Origin of the sequence: Tsukamurella sp. TY48 (genome assembly GCF_019656655.1) — a bacterium.
Lineage (GTDB): Bacteria > Actinomycetota > Actinomycetes > Mycobacteriales > Mycobacteriaceae > Tsukamurella > Tsukamurella strandjordii.
The window spans coordinates 2541152-2555163 of record NZ_BPMV01000001.1 but is presented as its reverse complement, the minus strand read 5'-3'; the positions used below and the strand labels follow the sequence as shown (position 1 = coordinate 2555163).

Annotated in this window: 14 protein-coding genes; 5 read left to right on the top strand and 9 right to left on the bottom strand. The window is 69.8% G+C overall.

Annotated features, from left to right (window positions below; translation table 11 throughout):
- Positions 1–8: 8 nt before the first annotated feature.
- Together TTY48_RS12420 and TTY48_RS12415 are read right to left on the bottom strand one after the other, a co-directional pair.
- Positions 9–2129: a S9 family peptidase gene (locus TTY48_RS12420; protein ID WP_220657786.1), complete on the bottom strand. Its 2121-nt coding sequence runs from the start codon at positions 2127–2129 to the stop codon at positions 9–11.
- On the bottom strand, positions 2126–3019 hold the full coding sequence (locus TTY48_RS12415; protein ID WP_220657785.1) for a phosphoribosylaminoimidazolesuccinocarboxamide synthase: 894 nt from the start codon (positions 3017–3019) through the stop codon (positions 2126–2128). Before TTY48_RS12415 ends, TTY48_RS12420 begins: the two co-directional genes overlap by 4 nt.
- 100 nt (positions 3020–3119) lie before the next feature.
- Between TTY48_RS12415 and TTY48_RS12410 the strand changes: the two genes are divergently transcribed.
- Complete coding sequence (locus tag TTY48_RS12410) at positions 3120–3734, top strand: TetR/AcrR family transcriptional regulator (protein WP_220657784.1); 615 nt, start codon at positions 3120–3122, stop codon at positions 3732–3734.
- Positions 3731–5092 (top strand): FAD-dependent oxidoreductase, encoded by a 1362-nt coding sequence (locus TTY48_RS12405; protein ID WP_220657783.1) that lies wholly within the window; start codon positions 3731–3733, stop codon positions 5090–5092. Before TTY48_RS12410 ends, TTY48_RS12405 begins: the two co-directional genes overlap by 4 nt.
- Here the strand turns inward: TTY48_RS12405 and purB are convergent.
- The 3 genes from purB to purD all read right to left on the bottom strand — a co-directional run bounded on the left by purB (position 5068) and on the right by purD (position 8458).
- Positions 5068–6495 carry an adenylosuccinate lyase gene (gene purB / locus TTY48_RS12400; RefSeq protein ID WP_220657782.1) on the bottom strand — a complete coding sequence of 476 codons (1428 nt, stop codon included), beginning with the start codon at positions 6493–6495 and terminating at the stop codon, positions 5068–5070. The two genes, TTY48_RS12405 and purB, sit on opposite strands and share 25 nt — an antisense overlap.
- A 34-nt stretch (positions 6496–6529) precedes the next feature.
- Positions 6530–7141, bottom strand: coding sequence for a TetR/AcrR family transcriptional regulator (locus TTY48_RS12395; protein ID WP_220657781.1), 612 nt, complete (start codon positions 7139–7141; stop codon positions 6530–6532).
- A gap of 81 nt (positions 7142–7222) precedes the next feature.
- The gene (purD, locus tag TTY48_RS12390; RefSeq protein ID WP_220657780.1) at positions 7223–8458 is read right to left on the bottom strand and encodes a phosphoribosylamine--glycine ligase; all 1236 of its coding nucleotides are present in this window, start codon (positions 8456–8458) and stop codon (positions 7223–7225) included.
- A gap of 92 nt (positions 8459–8550) precedes the next feature.
- Here purD and TTY48_RS12385 point away from each other — a divergent pair, with 92 nt between their 5' ends.
- The 3 genes from TTY48_RS12385 to TTY48_RS12375 are packed head-to-tail and all read left to right on the top strand — an operon-like array spanning position 8551 to position 10458.
- Entirely contained in the window at positions 8551–9549 is a 999-nt protein-coding gene (locus tag TTY48_RS12385) for a serine hydrolase (RefSeq protein ID WP_220657779.1), read from the top strand.
- A 9-nt stretch (positions 9550–9558) separates the two neighbouring features.
- Positions 9559–10023, top strand: coding sequence for a helix-turn-helix transcriptional regulator (locus TTY48_RS12380; RefSeq protein WP_220657778.1), 465 nt, complete (start codon positions 9559–9561; stop codon positions 10021–10023).
- 9 nt (positions 10024–10032) lie between these two features.
- Positions 10033–10458, top strand: coding sequence for an HIT family protein (locus tag TTY48_RS12375; RefSeq protein ID WP_220657777.1), 426 nt, complete (start codon positions 10033–10035; stop codon positions 10456–10458).
- Between the two features lie 4 nt (positions 10459–10462).
- Here the strand turns inward: TTY48_RS12375 and TTY48_RS12370 are convergent, their stop codons facing one another.
- The 4 genes from TTY48_RS12370 to TTY48_RS12355 form a co-directional block, all read right to left on the bottom strand.
- Entirely contained in the window at positions 10463–11869 is a 1407-nt protein-coding gene (locus TTY48_RS12370; protein WP_220657776.1) for a cell wall metabolism sensor histidine kinase WalK, read from the bottom strand.
- Between the two features lie 5 nt (positions 11870–11874).
- Positions 11875–12582, bottom strand: coding sequence for a response regulator transcription factor (locus tag TTY48_RS12365; RefSeq protein WP_220657775.1), 708 nt, complete (start codon positions 12580–12582; stop codon positions 11875–11877).
- Positions 12583–12684: 102 nt separating this feature from the next.
- Positions 12685–13020 (bottom strand): GNAT family N-acetyltransferase, encoded by a 336-nt coding sequence (locus tag TTY48_RS12360; RefSeq protein WP_220657774.1) that lies wholly within the window; start codon positions 13018–13020, stop codon positions 12685–12687.
- The gene (locus TTY48_RS12355; RefSeq protein ID WP_220657773.1) at positions 13017–14009 is read right to left on the bottom strand and encodes a pirin family protein; all 993 of its coding nucleotides are present in this window, start codon (positions 14007–14009) and stop codon (positions 13017–13019) included. Before TTY48_RS12355 ends, TTY48_RS12360 begins: the two co-directional genes overlap by 4 nt.
- Positions 14010–14012 lie beyond the last annotated feature (3 nt).

Here is a 14012-nt window from a genome sequence, read left to right as displayed (position 1 = left end):
AATCGAAGCTACTGCGCGGCACCCAACCTGTCGAGCACCCAGGCGTACTCGAAGGCGGTCTCCCGCCATTTCGCATAGCGTCCGCTCACGCCGGCGTGACCCGCCACCATCTCGGTCTTGAGCAGGATCGGCTCACCCGAGGTCGAGAGGTCCAGCAGCTTCGCGACCCATTTCGCGGGCTCGGTGGGGAGCACGCGGGTGTCGTTGAGCGAGGTGGTGACCAGGAGGGCGGGATAGGCCTTGGCCTCGACGTTCTCGTACGGCGAGTACGCCTTCATGTACCGGTAGACCTCGGCGTTCTCCAGCGGATTGCCCCATTCGTCCCATTCCCCCACCGTGAGCGGGAGCGACGGGTCGAGGATCGAGGTGAGCGGGTCCACGAACGGGACGTCGGCGACGATGCCGGAGAACAGCTCGGGTGCCAGGTTCGCCACCGCGCCCACGAGCAGGCCGCCGGCGCTGCCGCCCATCGCGACCAGCGCGTCGGGCGTCGCGCGCCCGGAGTCCACGAGGTGCCGGGCCACATCCACGAAGTCGGTGAAGGTGTTGTTCTTCTCCAGCTGCTTGCCGTGGTCGTACCAGGCACGCCCCATCTCGCCGCCGCCGCGGATGTGGGCGACCGCGAAGACCACGCCGCGGTCCAGGAGCGAGAGCCGGGCCACGGAGAACCACGGGTCCAGGGTGGCCTCGTAGGAGCCGTAGCCGTAGAGGAGCGTGGGGGCCGCTTCGGAGGCGGGGGGAGCCGACGGCGTCGATGCGTCCGGGGTGTCCTTACGGCGCACCACGGAGACCGGCACCTGCGCGCCGTCGCGTGCGGTGACCCACACCTGTTCCGCGGTGTACAGCGCGGCGTCGTAGCCGGGCACGTTCACGCGCTTGAGAACGGTGGACGCACCGGTCGCGGGGTCGAGTTCGAGGACCGTTCCCGGCGTCACGAAGGACTCGTAGGCCAGCCGCAGGCGGGGCGCATCCCACTCCGGGTTCGCGGCGGGGCCCACGTTGACGAGGGGCTCGCCCGGGTCCCACTCATCGAACGACGGTGCGCCGGTGGCCTGTGCGAGCGCCAGTCGCGGGAGGCCACCGCGCCGGTAGCCGAGTGCCAGGGTGCGGGCGTAGGCGTCGACGTACTCCAGCCGTACGTCGTCGCGGTGCGGCACGAGCACGGTCCAGTCCTCGGGCGATTGGACCGGGGCGGAGACCAGCTCGAAGTTGATGCCGGTGCGGTTGTGCAGCACCAGGAATCGGTCTTCGCCGTCGAGCACCGCGTGTTCCGCCGAGTACTCCACGTCCTCCTCGCGCGGGATCAGCACGCGGAAGTCGCCGGTCGGGTCGGTGGCGTCGAGCACCCAGGTCTCGGAGCTCAGGGTCGACGATGCCCCGATCATCAGGTACCGCTCGCTGCGGCTCAGGCCGATGCCCACCCCGAACCGTTGGTCGGTCTCGTGGAAGACGCGTACATCCTCCGCACCAGAACCGATCTCGTGCCGCCAGATGCTGTCGGCGCGCCAGGCGTCGTCGACGGTGGTGTAGAAGAGATGCCGGGAATCGGGGGCCCAGGTGGCTCCGTAGAAGACGCCCTCCACCACATCGGGGAGGGGCTCGCCGGTGGCGATGTTCCGGACCCGCAGGGTGAATCGCTCGTCGCCGGAGGTGTCCAGCGAATAGGCCAGCAGCTCACCGTCGGTGGAGATGGACGCGGCACCGAGGGCGATGTACTCGTGCCCCTCCGCCTCCACGTTGAGGTCGATGACCACCTGTTCGCCCGGGAGCGGCTGTTCGGACAGGATCGGCGGCGACCAATCGTCCGGTCCGGCGATCGGTGCGCGGCAGTGGATCCCGTACTGGGCGCCCTCCCGTGTCCGGGCGTAGTACCAGTAGCCGCCGCGGCGCTGCGGCACCGACATGTCGGTCTCCTGCGTATGCGCCTTGATCTCGCCGAAGATCTTCTCGCGCAGCGGTTCCTGCGCCGAGGTCGCCGCCTCGGTGTAGGCGTTGTGCTGCCGCAGATAGTCGAGCACCTCCTCGTTCGAGGTGTCGGCGAGCCAGGCGTAGTCGTCGGTCACGGTGTCGCCGTGGAAGATCCGCTGTGTGGGGACCTTCTTGGCGATCGGCTGCACGGCGTCGGTCATGCTGCGCCGCCCGGCCAGTCGCTGAACTTCAGACCGGAGATGCGTTCGTAGGCCTCGATGTACCGGGCGCGGGTGCGCTCGACGACATCGTCCGGGAGGGCCGGCGGCGGGGTGTCGGAGTCGGTCGACCAGCCGGAATCGGGTCCGGTGAGCCAGTCCCGCACGATCTGCTTGTCGAAGCTGGGCTGCGCCCGGCCCGGCTCGTACAGGGCGCCGTCCCAGTACCGGGAGGAGTCCGGGGTGAGCACCTCGTCGGCGAGCAGCAGCTCACCGTCGGGCGTGAGACCGAACTCGAACTTGGTGTCGGCCAGAATGATTCCGCGCTCGCGGGCGATGTCCGCGCCGCGCCCGTACACGTCGAGCGTCAGATCGCGCAGCTTCGAGGCGAGTTCGACGCCGACGTCCGCGGCCACGCGGTCGAAGGAGACGTTCTCGTCGTGATCGCCCACCGCCGCCTTGGTCGCGGGCGTGAAGATCGGCGGGTCGATCCGGCTGCCGTCCACGAGACCGGCGGGCAGTGGGACGCCGCACACCTGGCCGTTCGTCCGGTACTCCTTGAGGCCCGAGCCGGTGAGGTAACCGCGCGCCACGCACTCCACCTGCACCATGTCGAGACGCCGGGTGATCAGGGCGCGGCCGAGCACCGACTCCGGGATGCGCGGGTCGTCAGCCGGACCTGCGAGGTGGTTCGGCACTCCGAGTGCGTCGAAGAAGAACACCGACATCGCCGTGAGCACGCGCCCCTTGTCGGGGATCTGCGAATCCAAGATGTAGTCGTAGGCGCTGATCCTGTCGCTGGCGACGAGCAGCAGATGCTCATCGTCCACCGCGTACAGCTCGCGGACCTTGCCCGAGTAGATCGGCGTGTATTCGCTCAGTTCAGGACGCACTCCCCCAGCCTAGTGGGTTCAGTCGATTCCCTGGACGCCCCCGAAGCAGTAATGTAACGTCCGTTTCACTGAAACAGTCGTTTCAACCGAGAGGTACAGCATGCCGGAATCGACTTCGCAGAACATGACGGCCCGAAAAGCCGAGCTGCTCGAATCCGCAGTCGACTACATCTACCGTCACGGACTCGCCGATCTCTCGCTGCGGCCATTAGCAGCAGCGATCGGTACCAGCGCACGCCTACTCGTGTACCACTTCGGCTCCAAGGAGCAGTTGATCACCGACGCACTCGACGGCGTGCGCGCACGCCAGGAGGCCTTGGTCGGTGAGTGGTTGGACACAACCGACGACCAATCGTTCGAGCACGTGATGGAGCGATTCTGGAGCGCCAGCTCGAGTCCGGAGGCGCAGGCGTACGGCCGACTCTTCTTCGAGGCCTACGGCATGTCGCTGATCGACGACGCACGACTCCCCGGATTCCTCGACGGCTCGGTGCGGCGTTGGGTCGACCTGATCGCCGAAGCCCTCGTCACCGAAGGCGTGCCCACCGACCAGGCGGAGACGCTCGCCACGTCCGCACTGGCAGTACACCGCGGCCTTCTCCTCGACCTACTCGCCACCGGAGATCGGGAACGCGTCGACACCGCACACCACCACCTGACCCAGTCACTCGCAGCAGCGGCTGCAACGGCGACCGCCCCCAGGGGACCGCGATGACATCGACGGATAGCTACGACGCGATCGTCGTGGGTGCGGGTCTATCCGGCCTCACGGCGGCGGATGATCTGCGCCGCACAGGCGCCGACGTCTGCGTCGTCGAAGCGCGCGACCGTATCGGCGGCAGGATTCTGACCCGCCGCAGCAGGTCCGGCGCACCGGTCGAGATGGGAGCTGCGTTCGTCGGCCCCCGCCAATACGAGATCCAGGTGCTAGCGAGACGCCACGGCCTCGCCTTGAAGCCGACGTGGGACGACGGTGTACACCTGGGCCAGTTCGGTGGTGCGGTACGCACGTGGCGGGGCGGCCTGCCCTTCATCGGACCGCTGAACTCTGCATCAGCTCTGGCCGGCATCGCCTTGATGAACCGCCTGTCGCGGCAGATCACCCCAGAGCGACCGTGGTCGTCGAAGCGGGCCGGAAGTCTCGACGCACTCTCGGTTGAAGAATGGCTCGCCGGACTACCTCTCCCCCATGAATCCCGCGCACTGCTGACGACGAGCCTCCGTTCGATCTTCGCTGCGGATCTCGCCGAGATCTCCCTGCTACACGCCCTGACGTGCATCCGCTCCGCGGACGGATTCCGGAACTACATGCGGGCCAGCGGGAAGCAGCAACTCCGGTTTGCGGACGGCGCCTCCTCGCTGTGCGATGCACTCGCCGAACCGCTGCGATCCTCGATTCGACTGTCGGAACCCGTGCGCGCCATCACATCCGGATCCTCCGTGACAGTGTGGACCGACCGCGGCGAGATCGTCGCGCCTCGCGTGATCGTCGCCATTCCGCCACGGCACGTCGGGCAGATCGATTACACACCAGTTCTTTCCGATACTCGTCAGCGAGTACTCCACGACTTCACCGACGGTCAGGTTCTCAAATACCACCTGCTGTACCGAGAGCCGTTCTGGCGAACGCGAAACCTGAGCGGCAAGTCGATGTCACACGATGGCCTGGTCACCATGACGTTCGACCACTCGACCGAGGATGAAGGCACTCTCGTCGCATTCGTGGTGGGAGCACACGCACGACGGCTCTTACACTTGCCTCAACAGGAACGAGTCAGCGCCGTGACGCACGCTCTGGTCGACCGGTTCGGGGATGAAGTCCGAAGCCCCGTCGAGTCGCTTGTCCACGAGTGGAACGAGGACCCCTGGTCGTCGGGGTGCTTCGCGGGATTCCTACCCCCGGGATCGTGGACCTCGCACCCCACCGAGCCCGCCGCTCCTCACGGCCGGATTCACTTCGCCGGCACCGAGACAGCAACGCGGTATTTCGGCGCCATGGAGGGTGCAGTCACTGCGGGCCAGCGGGCAGCCCGCGAGGTGCTCGCAGCTCAGAGGATGGGGGCGGGGGCGTAGCTCGCGGCGTCGGGGTGCTTGGCCGCGAGGGCTTCGACGTCGGAGACGACCTGGGCCACCTGGGCCTCCGCGGCACCGGTGAAGGCGGCGCGGTCGGCCAGCGCCTCATCGAGCTGTGCGCGGGACAGGCCGAGCCGGGAGTCGCCGGCGAGACGGTCGAGTAGATCGGGCTCGCGGCCCTCCTCGCGCATAGCCAGGGCCACGGCGACGGCGTGCTCCTTGATCGCCTCGTGCGCCACCTCGCGACCGACGCCGGCCCGGACCGCGGCCATCAGTACGCGGGTGGTGGCGAGGAAGGGCAGGTAGCGGTTCAGTTCGTTCTCGATCACGGCCGGGTAGGCGCCGAACTCGGCGAGCACCGTCAGGAAGGTCTCGAAGAGGCCGTCGAGCGCGAAGAAGGCGTCGGGCAGGGCCACGCGGCGGATCACGGAGCAGAAGACATCGCCCTCGTTCCACTGCGCGCCGGCCATCTCGGCGGCCATGGAGCCGTAGCCCCGCAGGATCACCGTGAGCCCGTTCACGCGCTCGCACGATCGGGTGTTCATCTTGTGCGGCATCGCCGAGCTGCCCACCTGGCCGGGCTGGAAGCCCTCGGTGACCAGCTCGTGCCCGGCCATGAGCCGGATGGTGGTGGCCATGGACGACGGTCCCGCCGCCAGCTGCACCAGCGCACTCACCACGTCGTGGTCGAGCGAGCGCGGGTACACCTGGCCCACGGACACGAGCGACTGCGAGAAGCCGAGGTGCGCGGCGACCCGCGCCTCCAGCTCGTCCAGCTTCGCCGCATCGCCGCCGAGCAGGTCGAGCATGTCCTGCGAGGTGCCCATCGGGCCCTTGATGCCGCGCAACGGGTAGCGGGAGATCAGATCATCGACGCGGGCGATCGCGACGAGCAGCTCGTTCGCGGCCGAGGCGAACCGCTTGCCCAGCGTGGTGGCCTGCGCCGCGACGTTGTGCGAGCGTCCGGCCATCACCACCGAGGAGTACTGCGCGGCGCGCTCGGCGAGCCGGACGGCCACCGTCACCGCGTGATCGCGGACGTACTCGAGCGAGCGCAGGATCTGCAGCTGCTCCACGTTCTCGGTGAGGTCGCGGCTGGTCATGCCCTTGTGGATCTGCTCGAACCCGGCGAGCTCGCTGAACTCCTCGATCCGCGCCTTCACATCGTGGCGGGTGATCCGCTCGCGCGCGGCGATGGAATCCAGATCGACCTGATCGACCACGGCCTCGTAGGCCTCGACGGCACCGTCGGGCACGTCGATCCCGAGGTCGCGCTGTGCCTTGAGCACCGCGATCCACAGCTGCCGCTCCAGCACGATCTTGTACTCGGGCGACCACAGCTCACGCATGCGCGGGCTGGCGTACCGGTTGGCGAGGACGTTCGGGATGCGGGGAGTGCTCACCCCGCGATTCTCTCATGCACTGCGGGGACGCCCGTCAGGGAAGCATCGGTGCCAGATCGTCGATCACCGCGGCAACGGCATCGCGGACGGCGCGAGCCACATCGGTGCCGTGATCGGTGAACGCGGCCAGGGCCGCACCGTCCTCGATCGCCATCAACCGGTCGATGCAGGCGCGGTCGGCCCGCCGCCCGGAGCGTTCCAGGACCTCCACGTGCAGCTCGGCGAGGGCGCCGCGGACCTGCGCCTGCATCTGCGCCAGTTGCGGGTCACGCGTGCACACCACGAGCCGCTCGTACCGCGACACCAGGGCGCTGCGCTGCGCCTCGGTCTCGCAGGCGAAGAAGACGCTCGCGATCAGCCTGGCCAACGCGCCCTCGCCGCGGCGCCGCCGGCTCACCTCGCCGACCCGGGCACGGACCGCCGCGATGTCGTGATCGCCCGCGTAGGCGACCGCGTTCGAGAGCAGATCGCCCAGCGACTCGAAGTAGTACGTGGTGGCTGCCAACGGGATGTGCGCCCGGTGCGCCACTGCGCGATGCCGCACGGATTCGAACCCGCCCTCCACGAGGAGCTCTCCGGCGGCGGCCACCAGAGCCGCGCGCCGGCGCTCGCCCTTGGGAGTGGTCGCGGCTGTCACCTTGGACATGGTGCCAGGGCACCCGGCTCGCAAAGCCGGTTTCGCGCAAATAGCCCAGCGGGTTTCGTCCCACTCGGAGAATTGCAGTCGTTACAGCGCCTGGTGGCCGATGTCCGTGCGGAAATGACTGCCCGGCAGCTTGATCCGGTCGAGCTTGGCGTAGGCGTCCGCGCGGGCCGCGCCGAGGTCGTCTCCGACACCGACCACGTTGAGCACACGGCCACCGTTGGACACGAGCCGTCCGTCCGCGTCGCGCGCGGTACCGGCGTGATAGACCCCGGCACCGTCGGCGCCGGTGATCACATCGCCCTTGCGGGGCGTTCCCGGGTAGTTCTCGGCGGCCAGCACCACGGTGATGGCGGCACCGTCGCGCCACTGGAGCGGCGGCAGCTCGGCGAGCGTACCGGTGGCGGTGGCGTTCAGCGCCTGTCCCAGTGGAGATTCCAGGAGGCTCAGCACGGCCTGCGTCTCCGGGTCACCGAAGCGGCAGTTGAACTCCACCACCGCGGGCCCCTCGGCTCCCATCGCGAGGCCGGCGTAGAGGAGCCCCGAGAAGGGCACGCCCCGGCGCACCATCTCGCGGGCGACAGGGCGCACCACGGTCTCCACGATCTCCTCGGTGGCACCGTCGGCGAGCCAGGGCAGGGGCGAGTACGCGCCCATGCCGCCGGTGTTGGGACCGGTGTCGCCGTCGCCGACGCGCTTGTGGTCCTGCGCGGGCAGCAGGGGCACCACGGTCTCGCCGTCGACGAGGCAGAAGAGCGAGACCTCGGGGCCGTCGAGGAAGGATTCGAAGAGGGCGGGGCGGCCGGACTCGAGGAGGTCGGCGGCGTGCGCGCGGGCCTCGGCGCGGTCGGCCGTGACCACCACGCCCTTGCCTGCGGCGAGACCGTCGTCCTTGATCACCCAGGTGGGGCCGAACCGATCCAGCGCGGCGTCGATGAGCGCGGGGCTGTCGACCACCTCACTGCGGGCGGTGCGGACGCCGGCGGCCTCCATGACGTCCTTGGCGAAGGCCTTCGAGCCCTCGATCTTCGCCGCCTCCGCGGAGGGGCCGAACGCGGCGATGCCGCGGGCCCGGACGGCGTCGGCGACGCCGAGCACCAGGGGCACTTCGGGGCCGATCACCACGAGGTCGGCGCCGAGCCGCTCGGCCAGCGCCGCGACCTCGTCGCCGGACGAGGCGTCGACGTCGTGGTTCGTGGCGAGCGCCGCGGTGCCGGGATTACCCGGGGCCGCATGCAACTCGGTGACCTGGGGGTCGCGCGACAGCGCGTCGAGGAGGGCGTGTTCGCGGCCGCCGGTGCCGATGACGAGTACTCGCACGTCGCCGACCTTACCGGCGCAGGGGCTGTACACCCGACACCAGCATGGGTATCGTTATTCCGGAATTCCGATCTATCGTTCTTGGAGGGTTCATGCGCCGCACACTGATCACCGCCGTCGTCGCGGCGATACTGGTCGCCGTCCCCGCCCCGGCGGCACTCGCCGCCCCCTGTACCCCGCCGGCCGCGACGGACACGAGCACGGCAGCGGGCTGGACCGGCTACCTCGCGCAGCACCGCGACGACGTCGCGCTCGTGGTGGACGACGGGCGGGGCGGCACCGTCCGGCACCGTGCCGACGCGGCCATGCCCACCGCCTCGATGGTCAAGCTCATCCATCTCGCCGCCCTCACCGGCCGGGCGGGGGTCGGACGGATCGATCTCGCCGAGCGGATCCCGATCGCCGACTGGCAGCGGTGGTACGTGGACTACCGGGGCACGCCGCTCGACGGCGGAGCCCACGTCGAGGCGCTGAAATACCTGGGGATCCCCGCGACGAAGGGCGTGCCCGACGACGCCTCCGGCACCGTCTCCCTGCATCAGCTCGCCGATGTGATGATCCGGTTCTCCGACAGCGCGGCCCCCGACGCCATCCGCGCGCACATAGGCGACGCCGCGCTGCAGGAAGTCATGACGCGGTACGGCATGCCGGGCCCCGTCCCCTCACTCAAAGGCCTGTACGACGGGCTCATCGCGAGCGTCGAAGCGGGCGAGAGCATCGCATCCGCGATGGACCGCACCTACTCGGCGCCGGCCTCATCGTTCGCCCGGCTGATCGGCGACCTCGCCTCCGGCCGGTTCGGTCCGGGCTCCGAGACCGCGCGCCGATTCCTCGAGTTCCAGGGCGCGCGACCGAGCGGCCTGCTCGCCCTCGGGTTCAAGGGCGGTTCCCTCCCCGGCATCCGGACGGAGGCCTTCGAGGGCCGCCGGCCCGACGGTTCCGTCACCGTCGGCGTGCTGATGGTGCGCCGCGCGTCGGCGGCGGATCTGCGCAAGGACGACGAGGCGGGGATGCCGCACCAACGGATGCTGCTCGCCGCCATGACCGACGGTGCGGCCCGCGAGCGCGTGGCCTGCGCACTCCGCACGTAATCTAGGCCCATGACCGAGGACGATCGTCTCGCCGACCTGGAAGCGCGGGTCGCCGCGCTCGAGGCGGCACTGGGGACGGCGGCCGCGCAATCACCCGCCGCCGGTGCGGGAGCGGTGGGCTACGGCGGCGAGGTCTCCCTGCACGGCGAGGTCACGTGGCGCGTCGACTACTCGGCGGGCGCCGCCGCCGCCCTGCCGGCCGAGCGGATCGCCGCGGTGCTCGGAGCGCTCGGACACCCGGCCCGGATCGAGATCGTGCAGGAACTGCTGCGCGGGCCGCGCACCGCCGCCGAACTGCTCGACCTGGTGGACGCGGGATCGAAGGGCCAGCTGTACCACCACCTCGGTGCGCTGGCCGCGGCGAACGTCATCGAGAAGCAGGCCCGCGGCAATTACGGTGTGGCGGCGCAGAAGGTGGTGCCCGCGCTCATCGCGATGCTCACCGCGGCGGACATCGGCGGGCTGCTCCGATAGCCTGGCGGTATGGCTACTGATGCGAATGGCGCCTCCGGCACCGTCTTCTCGAAGATCATCGCCGGCGAGCTCCCGGGCCGGTTCGTGTACCAGGACGATTCGGTGGTGGCGTTCCTGACCATCGCGCCGCTCACGCAGGGCCACGTGCTCGTGGTCCCGCGCGCCGAGGTCGACCACTGGGAGTCGGTCGACGAGGAGCTGTGGAACCACCTCTCCGACGTGAGCCGCCGAATCGGCCGCGCCGTCAAGGTGGCCTTCGATGCGCCCCGCGCCGGCATGGTGATCGCGGGGCTCGAGGTGCCGCACCTGCACATCCACGTCTTCCCGGCGTACACGCTGAGCGACTTCGACTTCGGCCAGGCCGATCCCAATCCGTCGGCCGAGTCGCTCGACGAGGCGCAGACCAAGATCGTCGAGGCGCTCGCCGCCGTCTGATCCGCTAGCGCGGCAACCGCACCGTGAAGGTCGCGCCCGCACCGGGCGCAGTGTTCACGGTGACGCTGCCGCCGTGCCGGTCGACGATGCCGTGCACGATCGAAAGACCCAGTCCCGCACCGCCACTGCCGCGGCTGCGGGAAGAGTCGGTGCGGTAGAACCGCTCGAAGACGCGTGCGGCCTCACCGGTCTCCATCCCCGGTCCGGTATCGGCGACCTCGACGACGGCCGCGTCCGGCAGTCCCTCGATGCGCACCCGGACCTCGGCGTCCTCGGGGGTGTGCCGCAGCGCGTTCGAGACCAGGTTGGTGATCACCTGGTGCAGCCGGTCACGGTCGCCGGACACCATCACGGCACCGTCGGCATCGGCTCCGGCCACGTCGATCTCGATGTCGCGCTTCGGTTCCCGCGCCTGCGCCGCGCGCACCACATCCTCCCCCACCGCGGCGAGGTCGACCGGCTCTGCGGCCAGGGGGCGGCGCGCATCGAGCCGCGCGAGCAGCAGTAGGTCCTCCACCAGCAGGCCCATCCGCTGCGCCTCGGCCTCGATGTGCGCCATGACGTAGTCGGTGTCATCGGTCGCGCCCTGCCGGTACAGCTCCGCGAAGCCCCGGATCGAGGTGAGCGGGGTGCGCAGCTCGTGCGAGGCGTCGCCCACGAATCGGCGCATCCGCTCCTCGTCGGCCCTGGCCCGTTCCTCGGACGCGGCGACCTGGCCGAACGAGTCCTGCACCTGGTGCAGCATCGTGTTGAGCGACGAGGACAGCCGGCCCACCTCGGTGTTCGGCGGGGCATCGGGAACGCGGCGGGTGAGATCCCCGGCCGCGATGGCCTCCGCCGTGGCCTCGACCTGTTCCAGGGGCCGCAGCGAGCGGCGCACCACGAGGTAGCCCACGCCGCCCGCGATCACCAGCACCGCGCCGCCGATCAGCAGCTCCAGTTCGACCAGCGTGCGGATGGTGGAGTCCACCTCCGTGAGCGTGACCGCCACGAAGGTCACGCCGTACTGCGAGTGCGACTGCACCACCCGCCACTGCGGACCGTCGCCGCCGACGGAGTCCACCGTGGCCGCGTCGCTGCCGAGCGGGTCGAGGCCGCTGAGATCGGGACGGTCGGTGAAGTCCGGGTTGCTGATCTGCAGCTGGCTGCCGTCGGGCAGGAAGGTGGCCTGGTAGAAGCGGGTGGGTGGTCCGCCGCGCGGCGGTGCCGGGAAGTTCGGCGGCTTCGGCCGGGCCCACGTATCGGCGGCCTGCCGCAGCGTCTGGTCCTCCCGGGCGATCAGCTGGTCCTTCATCGCCGCGGTGAGCGCGGTCCCCGAGACGAGCAGGCCGAGGAAGACCACGCCCACCACCACGGCGACGAGCGAGAACCGCAGGGGCACCCGCGCCGCGAGCCCGGTCCGGTTCGTCATCGCCGCTACCGCGGCTCGCGCAGGACGTAGCCCACGCCGCGCAGCGTGTGGATCAGGCGGGTCTCCCCCGTATCCACCTTGCGCCGCAGGTACGAGACGTAGGACTCGACCACGTTCACATCGCCGCCGAAATCGTAGTGCCACACGTGATCGAGGATCCGCGGCTTGGACAGCACCACACCCGCGTTGACCATGAAGTACCGCAGCAGGGTGAACTCGGTGGGCGAGAGTGCCACCAGCTCACCGGCCTTCCACACCTCGTGCGTCTCGTCGTCCAGCTCGAGATCGGCGAACTTCAGGCGGGTGATCTCCTCGTGTTCGCCGAATCCGCTGCGCCGCAACAGCACGTTGATCCGCGCCACCACCTCTTCGAGACTGAAGGGTTTGGTCACGTAATCGTCGCCGCCGAGGGTGAGCCCGGCCACCTTGTCCTCCACCGAATCCCGCGCGGTGAGGAACAGCGCGGGCGCCTCGACACCGTCCTGCCGCAGTCGCTTGAGCAGCCCCAGGCCGTCCATCCCGGGCATCATGATGTCGAGCACCATCACATCGGGGCGGAAGGTGCGCACGCGGTCGAGTGCCGCGGGCCCGTCCTGGGCCACCGTCACGTCGAAGCCCTGGAACTTCAGGCTCACCTGCAGGAGTTCCCGGATGCTCTGCTCATCGTCGACGACGAGCACCTTGGGCTGGATCGTCTCTTGCGCACTGGACACAACGCCATCGTGCCCCGCCGCCCGGCGAGCGGTCTGACAGATCGCTGGCAGTTTCCTGTGAACCGGAGCGCCCCGCGACCTGTCCGAGACCGCCCGCGAGCGTCACCCGCGGCTGCTGAGGAACTGCAGGATCTCCGGGGTCACGGGATCGACGAGGTCGGCCACCTCGTCGTGCTTGCTCACGTACTTGGCAACCAACGGGCACACCGGCACGACCCGCTTGCCCGCCGCGCGGGTGTCGACCAGGGCGTCGTGCACCAGGACCGAGCTGAGCCCACGGCCGGAGAACTTCTCATCGAGCTCGGTGTGCGGGAAGATCCGCTGCTCGCCGCGGTCGATGAACACGGTGAAGCCGGCGAGCTCACCGTTCACGGCGATCTCGTAGCGCCCCGCCTCGTCGTTGCGGGTGACGACGTTCTGATCCTGCTGTTCGGTCACTGGGAGCTCCTCTTGCGTGGCTTGAGTCGGGTGGTGGGCAGCGGCGGGGCGGGCAGGTACTGATCGTCACGCCAACCGTCCACACTGCCGAAACGCACGTCCCGCGCCTGCCATTCCTCGCGGTAGCGGGCGATGTCCTCGTGGCTGCGGCCGACGAAGTTCCACCACATCACGATGTCCTCGTCGAACGGGACTCCGCCGAGCAGAACGGCGCGCGCCGGGACGTCGGTGGGATTGTGCAGGCGGATCCCGCCGAGCCCCGTGCCCACGTAGCCGAGGTCGCCGCGGGCGAGCGCGACACCGTCGAACAGCAGGCGCTCGGTGTCCAGCAGGACCCCGTGCTCGAAATCGGGATTCACCGCGAGCGCGACGCGGGCACCCGGGGCGAGCACGAGCTCGGCGCCGAGCAGCGGCGTCGCGGTGGACACCTCGGCGGCACTGCCCGCCAGCTCACCGATGAACACCTTCACGGTGCCGCCGGGCCCGTCGGCACGGACGTCGGGCAGGTCGACGGTGGGCGGGGCGTAGTGCTGGAAGCCGTTGTCGGCATTGCGCACCCGATCGGGCAGCGCGAGCCACAGTTGCACGCCGTGCAGCCGCTCCGTCTGCGGGGTCGACACCTCCGAGTGGCTGATACCGAAGCCGGCGGACATGAGGTTCAGCTCGCCCGGCAGCACCGGAGCGTGCACGCCGGCGCTGTCGGTGTGCTCGATCTCGCCCTCGAACAGCCAGCTCACCGTTTGCAATCCGGTATGCGGGTGCGGCGGCACGTTCATCCCGCCCGTGCTCGTCACGTCGTCGGGGCCGTAGTGGTCGGCGAAACACCAGGCGCCGATCATCGACCGGTCGTGCGTGGGCAGCGTGCGGCGCACCGTCATCGCCCGGGGCCCGCCGAGCGGCACCTCCCGCGCGGCGATGACCTCGACGGTGCCGGAGCCGCCCCCGGCCGTGCATTCGATCTCCTGCGGATCCGGATCGACATTGCTCATGGA